Source organism: Salibaculum halophilum (assembly GCF_002094885.1).
In the GTDB taxonomy this organism is placed as follows: Bacteria; Pseudomonadota; Alphaproteobacteria; order Rhodobacterales; family Rhodobacteraceae; genus Salibaculum; species Salibaculum halophilum.
Genome location: NZ_MSIT01000001.1, coordinates 221,936 through 237,623 on the forward strand (window position 1 = coordinate 221,936; position 15,688 = coordinate 237,623).

Sequence of the window (15,688 nt, forward strand, 5' to 3'; positions counted from 1 at the left end):
TGTCAGACGGCGTCGCCCCGGCGGTCGCTGGCTGTGATTCTGTTTATATCCTCCGGGCTTAGCCCGTAAACCTCACGCGCCACCTCAACGGTGATATACCCCAGCGCCAGGTCGCGCCGGACGGCCGCGGGATCACGCTCGACGGGCGCACCGTAGCCCGCCCCGCCGGGAAAGGCCATGCATACGCGGCCGCCATGGGGCAACGATTGCCGGCCCTTGCCGCGCATCGGCGTGCCGTCCTCGCGGGCGATCCGGGTGGGCGCGCCGTCGCCGCCGCCGCGGCGGCCGCGGGCCGGATGATCGACCCGGTCCAGCATGGCGGAGATGTCGAAGTCGTGGCCCGCGCGCGCGCCGACCTCCATGTACTGGCCCAGCCCGCCGCGATACCGACCCGCGCCGCCGCTGTCGGGGCGCAGTTCCTTGCGCCAGATGATGACCGGGCCGGCCTGTTCGGTGGCCTCGACCGGCATTGTCATCACGCCCGAGGGAAAGGCGGTGGCGTTCATCCCGTCCAGTCCCGGCCGCGCGCCAGAGCCGCCGGAGTTGAAGGTCAGCACCTCGGCCCGCGCCGCGTCATCGGGGGCGGCCGCATCGGGGCGCGGCCGCAGCGACAGCTGAAAATTGCACAGGCAGCCCGCGCCCTCGGCGGGCACGACGCCGGGCAAGAGCTTGTCCAGCGCATCGTAGACGGTATCGGGCACCATGTGGCCGATCACGTGGCGCAGCGCCACCGGCGCGGGCCAGGGCGCGTTGACGATGGTGCCCTCGGGCGCGGTTATCTCGAAGGGGGCGAGGCTGGCCGCGTTGTTGGGAATGTCCGGCGCGATGGCGCATTTGAGCGCATAGCAGGCATAGGCCTTGGTATAGACCAGCGGCACGTTGATGCCCTTGCGGTCGACCGGGCTGGTCCCGGTCCAGTCGCAAAGGATGCGGTCTGTCTCGATGGTCAGTTTGACCCGCAGGTCGATGGGGGCGTCGTAGCCGTCGATCCGCATGTGCCCCGCGGCCTGCCCCGGTTCCAGCGCGTTGATCCGGGCAAGCGTGGCCTCGCGCGAATTGGTCAGGATGAAATCGGAAACGGCCTGCAGGTCCGTCAGCCCGAACTCCTCCATCATGGCCAGCAGACGGCGCTGGCCGATCTCGTTGCAGCCGGCCAGGGCGTGGATGTCGCCGACCAACTGGTCGGGGTCGCGCACGTTGCCGCGCAGGATCTGCAGCAGCGTCCGGTCCACCGCGCCGGCCCGCGCGACGGGCATGACGGGGATATAGAGCCCCTCTTCGTGCACGTCGTTGGCATCCGCGCCGAAGCCGCGCCCGCCGATATCCGTGACATGCGCGGTGCAGGCGAAAAAGCCGATCAGGGTTTTGCCGTGGAAGGTCGGCGTCACCACCGTGATGTCGTGCTTGTGGCCGGTTCCTTCCCAGGGGTCGTTCGTCAGGTAGACATCGCCGGGTGCCATGGTGTCCGCCCCGATGCGACGGATGAAGTGGCCCACCGCGTCGGCCATTGCGTTGACGTGCCCCGGCGTGCCCGTGACGGCCTGGGCCAGCATCTCACCACCCGCGTTGTAGACCCCGGCGGACAGGTCGCCGGCCTCGCGGACGCTGGTGGAAAAGGCGGTGCGGATCAGCGCCTGCGCCTGTTCCTCGACGACCGAGATCAGCCGCGTCCACATGACCTGATGGGCGACGTTCGAGGGGGTGCTCATGCTGTGCCCTCCGACGCGACCACCTCGACCGTGCCGTCGCCCAGCCCCCGGGCGCGGCGGCCGGCGGGGACGACGATGGTGGTCTCGTCCTCGGTGATCAGGGCCGGGCCGGGCACCGCGCCGCCGGGAGCCAGCCCCGTCCGGGGCTGAACCACGGCGGACACCGTCGCGGCGCGCGCGGGATCAAACAGATCCCGTCGGCCCGCGCCTGTCGGTTCAGGCCCGTCAGGGACTGGCGCGACAGGCGCGGGCGCGGCCACGCGCGTGGCCGCCCTGACCGACCAGACCGTGATCTCGGCCCGCAGGCCGGCGACCGTTCGCCCGAAAAGCTTTTCGTACTCCGCCGCGAAGCGTGCCTGCACCGCGTCGGACTCCGGCGCGGCGACCAGCGCGGGCGTCAGGGCGACCGGGATGTCCCAGCCCTGCCCGGCGTAGCGCATGTAGACCTTGTGTTCCGTCACGATCTCGGCGCTGGCATCGCAGGCGCGCACGAAACCTGTGGCCTCCTGCTCCATCTCGGAAAACAGCGCCCGCACCGCCGCCGGGTCGAAATCGTCCATCGCGGTAAAGACCGAGCGCGTCGCCTCGAAGCTGGCTGGCGCGCGCAGGAACCCGATGGCCGAGCCGACGCCCGCCCCCTGCGGCACCAGGCACCGGTCGACCCCCAGCTTCTGGCACAGACGCGCGGCATGCAGCGGCGCGGCCCCGCCGAAGGCGATCATGGTGTAGTCGCTCAGGTCCTCGCCGTTTTCCACCGCGTGGACCCGGGCGGCGTTGGCCATGGTCTCGTCCACCACCTCGGACAGGCCGAAGGCGGCCTCTTGCGCGTCCATGTCCAGCACATTGCCGATCGCCGCCCCAAGCGCGGTGCGCGCCTTGTCGGGGCAAAGCGGGATCGCGCCGCCCGCGAAATCCTCGGGATCGAGCTTGCCCAGCACCAGGTCCGCGTCGGTAACCGCGGGCCGGTCGCCGCCGCGCCCGTAGCAGGCCGGCCCGGGGTCCGATCCAGCGCTGTCCGGGCCGACCCGGATGCGGTTCATCGCGTCCACGCTGGCAAGCGACCCGCCGCCCGCGCCGATTTCCACCATGTCGATGACGGGGATCGAGATCGGCATGCCCGATCCCTTCTTGAAGCGATAGCTGCGCGCGACCTCGAAGACGCGCGCGGTCTTGGGCGCCTGGCCCCGGATCAGGCAGATCTTGGCCGTGGTCCCGCCCATATCGAAGGACAGCACCCTGTCCAGCCCGTGCCGGGCCGCAAGGTCGGCGGCGAAGATCGCGCCCCCCGCCGGACCGCTTTCGACCAGGCGCACGGGAAACTCGGCCGCCGCCTCCAACGCCATGATACCGCCGCCCGAATGCATCAGGTAGACCGGGCAATCGGCACCCTCGGCCGACAGACGATCCTTCAGCCGGCCCAGGTAAGAGGCCATGAGCGGCTTGATATAGGCGTTGGCGATGGTGGTGTTGAAGCGTTCGTACTCGCGCATCTGCGGGCTGACCTGGCTGGACAGCGACACCATGGCGCCGGGCATCCTTTCGGCCAGCACTTCGGCCACCAGGCGTTCGTGCGCATCGTTGGCATAGGCGTGCAGCAGGCCGACGGCCACGCTGTCATAGCCCGCCGCGGCCAGCTCGTCGACCAGGCCCTCGACCTCGGCCCGGTCCAGCGGCACCAGCACCGCGCCGCGCGCGTCCACGCGCTCGGTCACGACGTAGCGGCGGTTGCGCGGCAGCAGCGGTTCGGGCAGCACCAGGTTCAGGTCGTACTGGTCGAACCGGCTCTCGGTGCGCATCTCTATCACGTCGCGAAAGCCCTGCGTGGTGATCAGCGCGGTCTTGGCCCCGCTCCGCTCGATCAAGGCATTGGTCGCAAGCGTGGTGCCGTGGATCACCTGGCTGATCCGGTCCGCGCCGATCCCGGCTTGGCGACAGACCCGGTGCATTCCCACAACAATGGCGTCCTCGGGGGCGGCATGGGTCGTCAGCACCTTGGCCGAGGCCCTCTCCGCCCCGTTTTCCAGCACCACATCCGTGAAGGTGCCACCTATGTCGACGCCCAGCCTCGCCATTCGCGTGATCGTCCCCTGCCGCGTACCGGGCAGGCTAGTGCCAAACGCGGGGCAATGACCAGACCCCGCGGGGAAACCCGCCACCGGTCCGGTCCCGCGGGACCGGACCGGTGGCGCCGCGCCGCTACAGCATGCCGCCCGACCCGAGAATGGCCAGGCCCGAGCCGATGAACAACAGCGACAGCAACCCGATCGCGGCAAAGATCAGCGAGATCGCCGCCACGATGATCGCGATCAGCGCGATCAGGGCCGCGTTTTCGTCGCCGTCCGCCTTGGACGCGATCCGGGCCTGCCGCCCCAGCACCAGCCCGACGATCGACAGCACGATGCCGACGACCGGGATGAAGAACGCCAGGACCGCGCAGACGATGGCGATGATCGATTTCTTCATCGACCCGGACATGTTCTTGATATCGGCGGTGTCGTCCGGGCTGGCGTAGATCTCGCGCGCGCTTCCGTCCTCGGCGGTGACGAAGTCGACGGTGATCCCGGCCTTGGGGCTGACGTCCGATTTCCAGTCGGTGGCCGAAAACGCGTAGCGTTGCCCGTCGTCGCCGGAAATCGTGCCGCTGCTCTGCTGGATGGTGAATTCGAGTATCCTGCCGTTCATCTGTCGCCTCCGGCCGGGTATCACATGGATTACGTGATCGCGCCCGTCACGCCGGGCAATTGAAATTGAAACTGTAATACGCGTCGTTGCCGACGACTTCGTGGCGCATGTAGCTGACGGTGACGCGGCCCAAGTCATCCTCGATGAGCAGCGAGGCCCCCACCTCCATGGTCTGGTCCCAGTCGCCGCTTCCCGTGGGCGAGGACAGCCGTACCGTGGGTTCCGAGGCCGTCTCGCCGCTGTATTCCTCGACCGCCAGCGTGTAACGCTGCGGGCAGAGCGTCGCGCCGTCGCGCATGCCCAGCACCACGTCCGCCGCGCGCGACAGGCCGGTCGCGGTCAGCTCCTGCTGTTTGGCCTGCAGGCTGGCCCGGGCCAGGTTATCGCCCATGCGCGCCACCCGCGCCAGATCGGGCTTGAGCGCGTCCATCCCCTGCACGAGCCTGTCCATCTCGGCCTGAAGCGCCGCCTGATCCACGCTGCCGCCCGCCTGCATATCCTCCAGCATGGCCGAAATCCGGGTGACCCGGGTCTCGATCTCGTCGCTGGTTCGCGCCACCTCGGCCGACAGGATCTCGGCCTGGTCGGCCAGGACATCGGGCTTGTAGGCATCGTAGACCCAGGTGACGAGCTGCTCGGCAAGGATCAGGATCACGAAGACGGACGCGGCTATCAACCCCGACAGCACCGGCGCCTGGCGCGCCTCGCCCCAGGCGCGGCGCAGGTGGCCGAGCCGGGCGCGCAGACCCTTGCGCCGACCCGGTGTTTGCGCTGCGGGTTCCTGGGGGTCTGGCGGGGCTGCGCCGGGCGCGGTGTTGGCATTGGTCATCGTGGAATCACTGACATGAAATCGATAGCGGCCATGTTCTTTCCGGAACGCGGCGCTGTCAACGCCGAGGCCGACCCGCGTGGCGGATATGACCACGCCCCTCCCCTGTTCGGGGGATGCACAGAGACACGCACCTGTGGCCCAATGCCGCCGAACGCGGAGATGACAGGAGACGGGCGCGATGGCACAGGCGACAGGATCACCCGCGCAGGGCGGGCGCATGGGGCGGCGGCGGGCGCTGGCCACGCTGGGGGCGCTGGGGGCGCTGGGGCTGGCGCCGCGCGCGGCGCTGGGGCAGGACTCGGACGCCCCCGAGGTCTGGGCCTGCGGGGCCTCGCGGCCCACGGCGTTCGGGATGCACCGGCTGGAATATATCCTCGAGGGCCGCGAGGCGAAGGCGATCCGGGGCGTCATGCATTTTGATCTCGACGCCTCTGAATGGCTGAGCGCGAACGAGGATACCCGCGGGCTGGGACTTCCCCCAGCCCAGGCCATGACCGAAGCGATTAGCGAGCGACGCGCGGCCCTGCATCGGGTGCCGACCGAAGGAGAACGCGACTTGGTCGCCGGCAATATCGATCTGGCGGAGTTTGACGCATCCATGGGCCTCTCCGGCCTGCTCGAGATGCAGCTGCGAACACCGCCCGGCCGGTTCGACACGCTGGTGCCCGAACAGATGATCCTGCGCTTCCCGCCGATGGCAAATTTGCGGGGGTGTTCAATGACAGTCTCGGCATCACCGCGCTGACGGACGATGGCGACACAGTCCTCGAATGGATCTATCGGGTGAGCGAGGCTGATTCGTCAATTGGCGGTATAGGGCCGTCGCCGCTTATCGTCGAGGAGGATCGCGCCCGGCTCAGGATGCTGGCCGACCGGATGGTGGCGGGCGAGCGGGTCACCTTTCGCGTGACGGACGAAGACCAGCAGACCCTGTTCGAGCTCGCGCTTCCGCTGGGCTATGACTGGGCCACGGAATATGCCGCGATGACCGGTCTGCAGCCTGTCGCGCAGCAGGCCGTGCGGGCGAAGGCACAAGGCACCTACGACGGCTACCGCGCCGATACCCCAAAGGGCGGCACCTGCGAGAAGCGCGGCTGTTTCCTGACCACGGCCACGGCCGGCACAGTGGGGCTGCCCGACGACTGCTGGGAACTGGCCACCCTGCGCGCCTTCCGCGACGGCTGGCTGGCGCGGCATCCCGGCGGCGCGGCGCTGACCGCGCGCTACTACCGGCTCGCACCGTTGCTGGTGCGGCGCATCGACGTGCGCGCCGACGCGCGCGCCGTCTGGCTGCGCGCCTGGGCCTTCGGCGTGGTCCCCGCCGCGCTGGCCGCGCGACTGGGGCTAAACCGGCTCGCGCTGCGGGTCTACCGGCACCTGGTGCGCAGCCTGGCCCGCAAGGCCCGCGCCGCGCACCCCGCGAGAGGCCGCGAGGGCACGGCATTGACACGACCCAAACCTGAATGGAAACTGACATGACCCGATCACCCAAATACACGATCCTGGCGGCAAGCCTGTCGCTCCGCCTGGCCGTGCCCGCCGCGGCGCAGGACGACCGCAGCCCGCAGGAGTGGCTGCGACTCGCCACCGAGGGCGACGCGCAGGCCCAGGCGAACGTGTGCGAAGGGTATCTGAACGGCAACTACGGCTTCGAAAAACGGCAGGCGGACGCCTTCCCGTTCTGCGTGGCAGTAGCGGAGGCCACAGGCAACGCGGCCACGCAACAGATGGTCGGGGCGCTCCACGAGGCCGGAATCGGAACGCCCGAGGACTACGCCGCGGCGGCGCGGTGGTATCGGCGTGCCGCCGACCAGGGGGATGCCGACGCGCAGCATCGGCTCGGTATCTTCTACGGCGTTGGCCGCGGCGAGGTTTCGAAGGATCCTGAACGGGCAATAGCGCTATTCAGACAGGCCGCCGAACAGGGCCATGCACCGGCGCAGGCCGATCTGGGACACATGTACCACCAGGGGCTGGGCACCGACACGAACCTGGTCGAGGCGCGCGCATGGTACGAGCGCGCCGCCGCGCAGGACGACGCGACCGGCCTGACCCTTCTGGGCAACTTACATTACCGCGGCCTGGGCGGCCTGCCAGAGGATCACGCCAGGGCGGCTGAACTCTACCGCCGCGCGGCCGACATGGGCCATGCGCCGGCACAGGCAAACCTCGCCCACCTGCTGGAACACGGCGATGGCGTGCCCAAGGACATCGAGGCGGCCAAGCGGCTCTACAAGCAGGCCTCCGAGCAGGGCGACCTGGCGGCGGCGTTAAACTACCGGCGGCTCGACATGCAATAACGGCGCGCGGGGGTGAGGCCGGCCGCCCCCCCCCCGGCAGGGTCACTCGGCCGGCGTCACTCCAGCAGGCCGGCGCAGCTTTCGGGCGGCGCGGCGCTGACCACGGCGGGGCCGGGCGACATCGTCCGAGCCTGCGTGATCTCCAGCGCCGCCCAGTCGGCCATGCGGGCCGCGGCGGCATCGGCCCCGACAGCGCGGGTCAGCCAGCCCTCGAGGCTGTAGTCGATCGGCATGACCGGCTGGAAGATGAAATCGATCGTCGCCGTTGCCGTTTCCCGGTCCAACCCGTCCAGCAGGGCCGTCCAGCCGTCGAAGGCGCAGACTTCCTCGGGGGTCATCCCGCCGCTGTCGGCATGGGCGGCCACGTCGGCGTGAAAGGCCCGGATCCAGTCGCGCGCCGCGGGCAGGTTTTCCAGCGGCAGGGTGTTCTCGAGCACCATCGTGTCGATCTGCTGCGCCGCGACCGGCGCGGCGAGGGCGGCCAGCGCGGCCGCAAGGAGTGTCTTTCGCATTGTTCAGGTCTCCTGTGTGTTAAGCGTTCATCCTCCGTGGGGGTACGCGGCCTAGGTGATGTCGACCGTCTCCGCGCCCGGTTCCATCTCGGCGGCCAGATCGGCGGCCCTGCGCCGCTTGCGCGGGGCCCAGGGCCAATGGGTGATCACCAGCGCCAGCCCGAGCAGCAGCAGCAGGACAGCGGGCACCGCCGCCTCGACCTTACCGTCGACCAAGGCCGCGGTGCCGATGGTGCCGCCCGCGATCAACCCGAAAATGCCGATCCCGAACATGACGAGGTTCGGCCCGCGCGACGGCCCCAGCGTGACCTCGGCGCCCGGCTGAACCTCGGCCAGCGCCCGCAGGATCGCGGCGACCGCCGCCCAGTGCTGCCGGGCATCAGGGTTCTCGGCATAGCCCACGCTGGAGGCGTTGAACCCGAGCGACTGGCGCTCCTCGCCCCGGAACAGGTCCAGCCGCACCATGCGGGCATCGCCGAAGGTGCGCATTTCCAGGAATGCTCTGTCGACCTCGGCCAGGTCGAGCGTGCCCTCGCCGGTGATGACCAGCGTCGACCCGTCGAGGCAAAGCTCGACCTCGCCGCTCAGCGCGGCGGGCCTGTAGCGAAAGATCTGCGGCATCGCGGTCATGACGGCACCCAGGCCGAGAACAGGCGGCGTGCCACCCAGGTGCAGACCATCGCGGCCAGCACATGCGCGGCCAGCAGCATCCCCAGCCAGGCCAGGAAACCGCCGCGCGTCGAGATCACCAATGCCGCCACCGCCGACATCACCACCCAGAGGGCAAGCGCCGCGGCCAGCGCCGCACGCCGGCTGATGGCGCGCTGGCGGCGATCGCGCAGGGCGACGATCACCCCCACGGCGACGCTGGAGGGCAGCCCGACGCCGTAGGCCACCGGCAAGCCCGCTGCCAGCAAGAGCAGGAAACCGCGCCCGTGCACCGCGCCGGCCGCATCACCCGGCCCCGCGCCAAGAACCGTGGCCACGTCGATGAGCACCAGCAGCCCGACCGCCGCGATGGCCCCGACAAGCGGGCCCAGCAGGGCATAAAGCGCGGCAATCCCCGCGAACCGACCCCAACCGGGGGGCGTGTCGGGGGGCTGTGCGGTGTTGCGGGTCATCTTTGCGGCCTCCTCGGGGCGGGGTCTCGGGCGCGTCAGTCGCGCCGATAGGGATTGATTTCGCACATCACGGTGATTGCAACGTCGGCGTAGGTGCTGAAGTCGCTGTAATAGGCCTGCACGCGGCCCCAGTGCGCGCCGCCCTCGGTGAAGTCGTTCGCGTCAAGACCGCCCGCCCAGACATCCGTGGCGAAGGCCTCGGCATCGATATCGCCCATGTTCTGCACGTCGCGGCAGCGCAGGAAGAAGGCCATGGTCGCGGCGGCTTCGTCCTGGGTGAAGGGGTTCTCGCCCGCAACGGCCTCGGACCAGCCGTCATGGGCGGTGTTGAGAACGCCGCCCGGCGTGATCGGCCCCTCGGCCGTCGTCGGCCCCGTGCCTGTCAGGGTCAGAAGCAGGGCGGCTGGCAGGGAAAGGTATCGCATGAAATCTCCTGTCGTCTCGGAATGCGAAAGGCCGGCCCGCGTCAGTCGCAGACACCGCCCGTCGCGATCTCCTGCGCGAGGACGTGCCCCTGTTTGTAAGCGGCACAGATCAGGAATTTGGCAACGAAGGGGTTGCCTTCCTTGACCTCGGACACCTGCTCATTGGCGTACATCATCCCCAGCATGAACTGCGCATCGGCATCGCCGCCATCGGCCAGCGGGATCAGCAGGTCCTCCGCCCGCTTGTAATCGCCGCGTGTCACTGCCTCGTCGGCCTCTTGCAGGGTGGCCGACATCTCGATGCCGAAGACGAAGAACATGTTGTCGTAGGTCCCGGCTGCCGCGCCGGTGGCCGCCAGGACAGCCATCAGGCCCGCCAGGGCCGCTCCCGCAAATGGTTTCATGATCCTGTCTCCTCCCATCATAGGTGCCATTCCGGTTTCGCTGTCAGCCTACAGCCTGCCGACCCCGCCCCGGTATCCCCCGAACGGGGGAGGCGGGCGCGGCCTCAACCTTCGGGCAGGTCTGCACGGCAATCCCACATGGTGCGCGCCGCGTCCTGTGTGCCGTCTGCTGGTATGACGAGTTCAGACTCCGATCCGACGGTCAGTCGTGTCTCCTCGTCGCCGTACAGGATCAGGGCGTCGAGCACCGTCGCCATCCCGTCGGATGTCAGGTTTACGGTATATCCGCCACCGCCGCCCATCATTGTCAGCGAGTAGGTCGGACCATTGCCGATCTGCAGGGTGGCCTCAATCTTTGTATCCATGCCCTTCAATGCAGAGGCGTAGACACCGATTGACCACGTTCCGGGCTGCACGCTGAAGGAAATTAGTCGCGTCCCGTCGCTCTGGGTCATGTGGCAATAGGGAGGGCCATTGTCCTGCATTACCGGGGCGGCAGCGGCCTCCCACAGCGAGGTCTGGGCCGGGGCCGGGGTGGCCGTGACCGCGCCGAGCGCCAGTATCGGAAGAGTTCGTTTCAACATGCGCGGCGCGCCTCCTGTCCGTGTGGCTGTCAAAGCTGGTCCCAGCAGCCGGCAAAGCCCTCGGCGGCTTCGGTGGAACCGGAAACCGGGAAGCGAAACAACACCGCGCTGTGCCCCAGGGAAACGCTCATGCCCGACTCGAAGGTGTCGGCCATGATGAAGCCCTGCAGGATGGCGATCACGCCGTCCTCGCCGATGCCATTGGCCACCCAGGTCGAGGGCGTGTCGCCCGTGTTCCAGTAAAGCGTGTAGCGCTGGCCCTGTGGGGTGTCGCTCGCGAAGGTGATCCGGCCCTCCTGCTCGCCCGTCAGGCCGCTCAGGACAGGCGCGTCAAGGCCGATGAAATTGCCCAAACCCGATGTCGCGTGCAGGCTGAACTTGCGCCCCGCGTGGCCGATGCCCATCCAGCAGTGATCGCCCTGCGCCGTCTGCTGCGGGCTGGACGTCCATTTCCAGACGTCCTCCTGCGCGCTGGCCGTCGTCGGGGCCAGGCCCGGGACAAGGGCGGCGATCACGGCCGCCCGGAACGGTGGTCTTGCGCGTGTCATGGCCATTCCCCTCAGGCGTCCTCGGTGACGTAGAAATTCACACCGCCCCCGGCGCGCACCTGCATGCGCTGGCGCACCTCGCGGTAGCCGTTGCCGACCAGCACATCCCAGCAGCCCGAGGACACGGTGAAGGCATAGCTCTCGCCCGGGTCGAGCCACATGCCGTCGGGCAGACGGTTCAGGCCGTAGCTGCCCACGTCGCAAGCCGAGATCGCCACTGCAGGCACGCTGATGCCTGTCTGGTTGTGGACCACGATGGTCCCCGTCGGCTCGCCCGGCCGCACCAGTGGCCCGCCGGTCAGCAGATCGCCCGAACAGGCGCCCAGGGCGAGAAAGGCCCCCACGGCCAGCCCCCGAGAAAGTGTTTTCAGTCCCATCATGGTTCGGTCTCCCCAAAGTCGGTTGTCTGCGGTCATGATGCCCGCGCCTGCCACCCCCGCATATCCCCCGAACAGGGGAGGCCGGGTCAGAGCCGCTCCTGGCAGGACATGAAGGCGAGGATCCGCGGCCCGGCGCGATCGAGCGCGAAGCGCAGCGGCGGGGCCTGCGGCAAGGTCAGGGTCATGCGCCCGCTGGCCATCATCTCGGCCAGCACCGTGGCCATGTCATCGGCCAGAAGGGCATTGACACCGTCGCCGGGCGGCCGGGCGACCGCGGCGGCATAGGGTGCCTCGTCCGGGCGTACGGTGACGGCCAGCGGATAGCTGCGCCCGGAGGCAAAGCTCAGCGTGCCCTCGGCGTCGGCGGGGGCGCCAGAGAGTTCGGCGGCGTAGACCGCGAGGCTCGCGGCCCGGTCCTTTCGGTGCTCGATCATCAGGATCGGGGCGCCGAGGCCACTCCAGAGCAGGCACGCGGGGCGACCGTCGACGCCGCGTTCGGGGGTCGGCGTGGCCTCCCAGGCCGTGACGGGCGCGGCAACCAGCCCAGAGAGGCCCAGGGCCAGCGCCGCGGATCGAAGTGTCAGGCAGGTCTGCATGGCTCGCTCCGGTTTCGGGATCTGTCGTCACGGGCAGACTGGCCCGACGCCGCCCCTGCCGCCATCCCCCGAACAGGGTAGGCGCCGCCCCGGTTTCAGTGAATTCCGTGAGGCACGACGACGCTGCCATGACTTTCCAACCCTGCTACACTGGCCCAATGAAGGTTCGAACGGGCGAAACAGAAGAAGAGATAACCGCGGCGATCCGGATCGACGCGGGTTCGTCGGGCACGGAGACAAGAGCCCCCTACATCGCGGCGGTGGCGGAACGCGGCGGTCTCAGACTGATCGAAGATCAAGGGCGCACCGTTGGGTTTTGTTGCCTCGATGATCGCTACTTCTTCGGAAAGGTCTTCATCTCACTTCTCATGGTAGACCGGGGTGCACGGCGACGCGGCATCGGCCGGAACTTGCTCGACGCCGCCGCGCTGGAGCATGCGGAGATATGGACATCGACCAATCGGTCGAACATGGCGATGCGCGGCCTGTTGAGCAAAACGGGTTGGATGTTCTGCGGACAGATCGCAGGACTGGATGCCGGTGACCCGGAACTTCTATTCAAGACGGCGCACTGCGCGCGGGATTGATGGACCCGGGAGCCGCGCCGGATATTGTACCCGTGGCCCATCGTCCTGACCCAGCCATGTCTCTGCACCCCCTCCCCCGGCGCATAACGGCCCCGTCGGCCTGCGCTGCGCGCGCGGGGCTGCCCCGCGCGGGGGCCTGTCGCGACGTGGCGCGCCCTAGTCGCCCGGCGTGATCAGGCCCATGCGGGCGGCGTGCCAGGCGGCCTCGGCGCGCGAGGAGATGCCCAGCTTGCGGTAGATCGACTTGATGTGGCTGGCCACGGTGCCCACGGCCAGCCCCGTCTCGGCAGCGACCTCTGCGTTGCGCAAGCCCCGCGCGATCAACGCCAGCATCTCGCGTTCGCGCACGGTCAGCTCGTCCTCGGGCTGTTCGGCCGGGCCGGTATAGCGGAAATGCTCCATGATGCGGCGCGCGATCGAGGGGGTCAGCGCCGGGATGCCGTTGGCCAGCTGGCCCAGTTGGTGGCGCAGCAGGTCCTCGGGCTGTTCCTTGAGAAGATAGCCATCGGCCCCGGCCGAGAGCGCCGCGACGATATGCGCGTCGTCGCCCATCACTGTGCTGACCACCGCCACCGTCTCGGGGCGCACGAGGCGCAGGTTGCGCAGCACTTCCATGCCCGACCCGTCGGGCAGGCCCAGGTCGATCACCGCCAGGTCGAAGTCGCGCCGGGCCACCTCGGCGATGCCGGCGCGCATGGTGCCCGCGCCGGTGATCTCGCATCCGGGAAATGCGGCGCGGGCGATCCCGGCCAGCCAGTCGCGCGTCTCGGTAATGTCCTCGACGATAAGGATATGTTTCATGGTCGGCCGCCCTCCTGCATGGCCCCGCCGGGCAGGCGGGCGCACAGCCGGGTGCCCGGTGCCGCCCCGGCAATCTCGATCGCGCCGCCCAGGCCCTCGATCCGGCTGCGCATGTTGGCCAGCCCGTGCCCGTCAATTGTGCGCGCGGCGTCGAAGCCCCGGCCATCGTCGGTGGAGCGGACCTCCAGCTCGGCCCCCGTCGCGGCCAGGTCGACGTCGACGCGCCCGGCCCCGGCGTGGCGGATCACATTGCTGACGGCCTCGCGCAGGACCGAGCGCAGGGCATGGGCCTGTTGCGGCGCCAGCACCGCGCCCGCCGCGCCGGTGACCTGCCAGCCCAGCGCGATGCCGGCGGCCTCAAGCCGGTCTGCCGTCTCGGCGCGCAGGTTGGCGAGGATCTCGTCCAGCGGCACCGCGCCGGCGGACGGGGCGTTTATGATCGCGCGCAACTCCGACAGCGCCTCGCGGATCAGCCCGTCCTTTCGCGGCGCTTCGGCACTGTGCAGCGCGCTGAGCAGTTGCGCGCCGATGTTGTCGTGCATGTCGCGCGAGATGCGGGCGCGTTCCTCGGCCACGCCCTTTTCGTAGGCCCGGCCGCTTTCGCCGGCATGGGCCAGCATGGCGACCATCTCGTCGACAAGTGTCACGTCGCGGGGCCGAAAGAGCCGCCGCCCGCCCCCCGCGTAGGACAGCCGCAGCGCCGGCGCGCGGCCCGCCGCGGGCACCGACAGGACCAGGCCGCCCTCGTCCAGCCTGGCGCCGGGTCCGGTGGCGCGGCCGGCCTCCTCGATGTGCAGGGGATGGAACAGGTCCGCCAGCAGCGCCCGCCAACGCGCCGCCTGGCTGCCGCCGGGCGGGGTCAGGGCGATGTCCACGATCTGGCTGAACAGGCGCTGGCGCTGGGGTTCCACCGGGGTGAAGATCCACCGCCAGATCGCCTCGCGAAAGGGCAGGTAGGCGAGGGTCACGGCCACGAAGGACAGGCTGAGCGCCGGGCCCCGATCGACCGACAGCGCCAGGACCAACACCGCGTCGAGGCCCACGATCAGCACCACCGCCACCATGGTGAAGAGGATCCGGAAGGCCCATTTTTCGAGGTTGAACAGCCGGGTGCGGCGCACCCCGAAGGCCAGCCCGGCGTAGATCAGCAGAAAGAACAGAAAGGCGTAGCCCTGCGACAGGGTGACGTCGGCGCCCAGCAGCTGCGGCACGATGATCGTCAGCGTGAAGGCCCCGGCCCCCGCCAGGATCGACAGCCCGAGCCAGCGCAGGGTGGCCCGGCCGCGCGGATCGCCCCGGGTGGCGCGCGTCTGCAGCCCCAGGCACGCGACGATGGCGACCATCGAAAGCACGATAGGCAGGTAACGCGTGATCGCCGGCCCCGATCCCAGGCGCAGCATGTCCGCCGCCACGAAAGCGGCGAGGACAACCGCCGGACCAAGGGTCGCCCGCATACCTACCAATCTGGCAGGATAGCGCAGGAGAAGCCCGATCATGCCCGCCCCGAAGGTCAATGCACCGGCGTTGTTGAGATTGGACAGCACGCGGAACAACCCCTCGGGCATGGCCACCTCGCGCGTGCTATAGACCGAGGCGCAGAGCGCCGAGAGCGCCAGCCCCCACCCGGCCAGCGCGAACATGAAGGCGGCCAGGTCCTGCGCGCGCAGGCTCCAGACCCAGGTGCCCATCACGAGGCCGGTCACGGCAACCAGCACCTGCACCCAGAAGACGACCGGCAGGTCGCCGATGGGGCGCGCAGGGGCGGTGGCCAGCGTGACGGTGCGGTCCGGGCCGTCGGCGGGGGCCAGCGTCGCCCTGGCCCGGCCGGAGGCCAGGATATCGTGCAGCCGGCCCTGCCTGACCAGGAACACCCCGTCCAGCGCGTCGAAACTGTCGGCGACGTCGGGTTCCTCGGCCAGGTCGGCCGCGCGCGGTTCGATGCGGGCCGCACCGTCGGCGGTGGCGAGTGCCAGCAGCCGGCCGCCGGGCGCCAGGCCGTCGTTCGGACCTGCCCGGTCCACGTCGGCCAGGACGATGTCCTGCCCGTCCCCGGTGACGGCCAGGTCAATCCCCGCCCAGGGCTGATCCAGTGCCAGCAGGACGGCGCCCAGCGCCCCGAGCGCGGCCAGAACCAGCGCCGGGGCGAGGATCAAAACGGGGGTGAAACGGGCGCGCAAACGGGAAACCTCCGGCCATGGGTTCCCCGA

Annotated in this window: 19 protein-coding genes; 4 read left to right on the forward strand and 15 right to left on the reverse strand. The window is 69.6% G+C overall.

All coding sequences use genetic code 11. The features are described from left to right. Nucleotides 1-2: 2 nt before the first annotated feature. The 4 genes from BU124_RS01085 to BU124_RS01100 all read right to left on the reverse strand — a co-directional run bounded on the left by BU124_RS01085 (nucleotide 3) and on the right by BU124_RS01100 (nucleotide 5,220). Nucleotides 3-1,709: a hydantoinase B/oxoprolinase family protein gene (locus BU124_RS01085; protein WP_084860588.1), complete on the reverse strand. Its 1,707-nt coding sequence runs from the start codon at nucleotides 1,707-1,709 to the stop codon at nucleotides 3-5. Continuing rightward, nucleotides 1,706-3,781, reverse strand: coding sequence for a hydantoinase/oxoprolinase family protein (locus BU124_RS01090; RefSeq protein ID WP_084860589.1), 2,076 nt, complete (start codon nucleotides 3,779-3,781; stop codon nucleotides 1,706-1,708). The genes BU124_RS01085 and BU124_RS01090 overlap by 4 nt, the downstream gene beginning before the upstream one ends. 124 nt (nucleotides 3,782-3,905) lie before the next feature. Further along, nucleotides 3,906-4,391, reverse strand: coding sequence for a hypothetical protein (locus BU124_RS01095; RefSeq protein ID WP_084860590.1), 486 nt, complete (start codon nucleotides 4,389-4,391; stop codon nucleotides 3,906-3,908). A gap of 46 nt (nucleotides 4,392-4,437) precedes the next feature. Further along, nucleotides 4,438-5,220 carry a spectrin repeat-containing protein gene (locus tag BU124_RS01100; protein WP_143529836.1) on the reverse strand — a complete coding sequence of 261 codons (783 nt, stop codon included), beginning with the start codon at nucleotides 5,218-5,220 and terminating at the stop codon, nucleotides 4,438-4,440. 181 nt (nucleotides 5,221-5,401) lie between these two features. Between BU124_RS01100 and BU124_RS01105 the strand changes: the two genes are divergently transcribed. The 3 genes from BU124_RS01105 to BU124_RS01115 are packed head-to-tail and all read left to right on the forward strand — an operon-like array spanning nucleotide 5,402 to nucleotide 7,523. Next, nucleotides 5,402-5,968 (forward strand): hypothetical protein, encoded by a 567-nt coding sequence (locus BU124_RS01105; protein ID WP_143529837.1) that lies wholly within the window; start codon nucleotides 5,402-5,404, stop codon nucleotides 5,966-5,968. Further along, entirely contained in the window at nucleotides 5,935-6,702 is a 768-nt protein-coding gene (locus tag BU124_RS01110; protein ID WP_179141832.1) for a CFI-box-CTERM domain-containing protein, read from the forward strand. Before BU124_RS01105 ends, BU124_RS01110 begins: the two co-directional genes overlap by 34 nt. Then, complete coding sequence (locus BU124_RS01115; protein ID WP_179141833.1) at nucleotides 6,699-7,523, forward strand: tetratricopeptide repeat protein; 825 nt, start codon at nucleotides 6,699-6,701, stop codon at nucleotides 7,521-7,523. The genes BU124_RS01110 and BU124_RS01115 overlap by 4 nt, the downstream gene beginning before the upstream one ends. 56 nt (nucleotides 7,524-7,579) lie before the next feature. Here the strand turns inward: BU124_RS01115 and BU124_RS01120 are convergent, their stop codons facing one another. The 9 genes from BU124_RS01120 to BU124_RS01160 form a co-directional block, all read right to left on the reverse strand. Continuing rightward, nucleotides 7,580-8,035 carry a hypothetical protein gene (locus BU124_RS01120; protein WP_084860595.1) on the reverse strand — a complete coding sequence of 152 codons (456 nt, stop codon included), beginning with the start codon at nucleotides 8,033-8,035 and terminating at the stop codon, nucleotides 7,580-7,582. 51 nt (nucleotides 8,036-8,086) lie between these two features. After that, complete coding sequence (locus BU124_RS01125) at nucleotides 8,087-8,665, reverse strand: hypothetical protein (RefSeq protein ID WP_084860596.1); 579 nt, start codon at nucleotides 8,663-8,665, stop codon at nucleotides 8,087-8,089. Continuing rightward, the gene (locus BU124_RS01130) at nucleotides 8,662-9,156 is read right to left on the reverse strand and encodes a hypothetical protein (protein ID WP_084860597.1); all 495 of its coding nucleotides are present in this window, start codon (nucleotides 9,154-9,156) and stop codon (nucleotides 8,662-8,664) included. The genes BU124_RS01125 and BU124_RS01130 overlap by 4 nt, the downstream gene beginning before the upstream one ends. Nucleotides 9,157-9,191: 35 nt before the next feature. Next, nucleotides 9,192-9,581, reverse strand: a complete 390-nt coding sequence (locus BU124_RS01135) for a hypothetical protein (protein WP_084860598.1) — start codon at nucleotides 9,579-9,581, stop codon at nucleotides 9,192-9,194. Nucleotides 9,582-9,622: 41 nt separating this feature from the next. Then, nucleotides 9,623-9,985, reverse strand: coding sequence for an SEL1-like repeat protein (locus tag BU124_RS01140; RefSeq protein ID WP_084860599.1), 363 nt, complete (start codon nucleotides 9,983-9,985; stop codon nucleotides 9,623-9,625). Between the two features lie 104 nt (nucleotides 9,986-10,089). Continuing rightward, nucleotides 10,090-10,569, reverse strand: a complete 480-nt coding sequence (locus BU124_RS01145) for a hypothetical protein (protein ID WP_084860600.1) — start codon at nucleotides 10,567-10,569, stop codon at nucleotides 10,090-10,092. 29 nt (nucleotides 10,570-10,598) lie between these two features. Further along, the gene (locus BU124_RS01150) at nucleotides 10,599-11,117 is read right to left on the reverse strand and encodes a hypothetical protein (RefSeq protein ID WP_143529839.1); all 519 of its coding nucleotides are present in this window, start codon (nucleotides 11,115-11,117) and stop codon (nucleotides 10,599-10,601) included. Nucleotides 11,118-11,128: 11 nt separating this feature from the next. Continuing rightward, nucleotides 11,129-11,497, reverse strand: a complete 369-nt coding sequence (locus BU124_RS01155) for a hypothetical protein (protein ID WP_084860602.1) — start codon at nucleotides 11,495-11,497, stop codon at nucleotides 11,129-11,131. Nucleotides 11,498-11,583: 86 nt separating this feature from the next. After that, nucleotides 11,584-12,093, reverse strand: a complete 510-nt coding sequence (locus BU124_RS01160) for a hypothetical protein (RefSeq protein ID WP_084860603.1) — start codon at nucleotides 12,091-12,093, stop codon at nucleotides 11,584-11,586. A 158-nt stretch (nucleotides 12,094-12,251) separates the two neighbouring features. Here BU124_RS01160 and BU124_RS01165 point away from each other — a divergent pair, with 158 nt between their 5' ends. Beyond that, complete coding sequence (locus BU124_RS01165; RefSeq protein WP_179141834.1) at nucleotides 12,252-12,680, forward strand: GNAT family N-acetyltransferase; 429 nt, start codon at nucleotides 12,252-12,254, stop codon at nucleotides 12,678-12,680. Nucleotides 12,681-12,836: 156 nt separating this feature from the next. Here BU124_RS01165 and BU124_RS01170 read toward each other — a convergent pair whose 3' ends face one another. Continuing rightward, a complete protein-coding gene (locus BU124_RS01170; protein WP_084860605.1) occupies nucleotides 12,837-13,481 on the reverse strand; it encodes a response regulator in 645 nt (214 codons plus the stop codon). Continuing rightward, nucleotides 13,478-15,658, reverse strand: coding sequence for a sensor histidine kinase (locus BU124_RS01175; RefSeq protein ID WP_143529840.1), 2,181 nt, complete (start codon nucleotides 15,656-15,658; stop codon nucleotides 13,478-13,480). Before BU124_RS01175 ends, BU124_RS01170 begins: the two co-directional genes overlap by 4 nt. Between the last annotated feature and the right edge of the window lie 30 nt (nucleotides 15,659-15,688).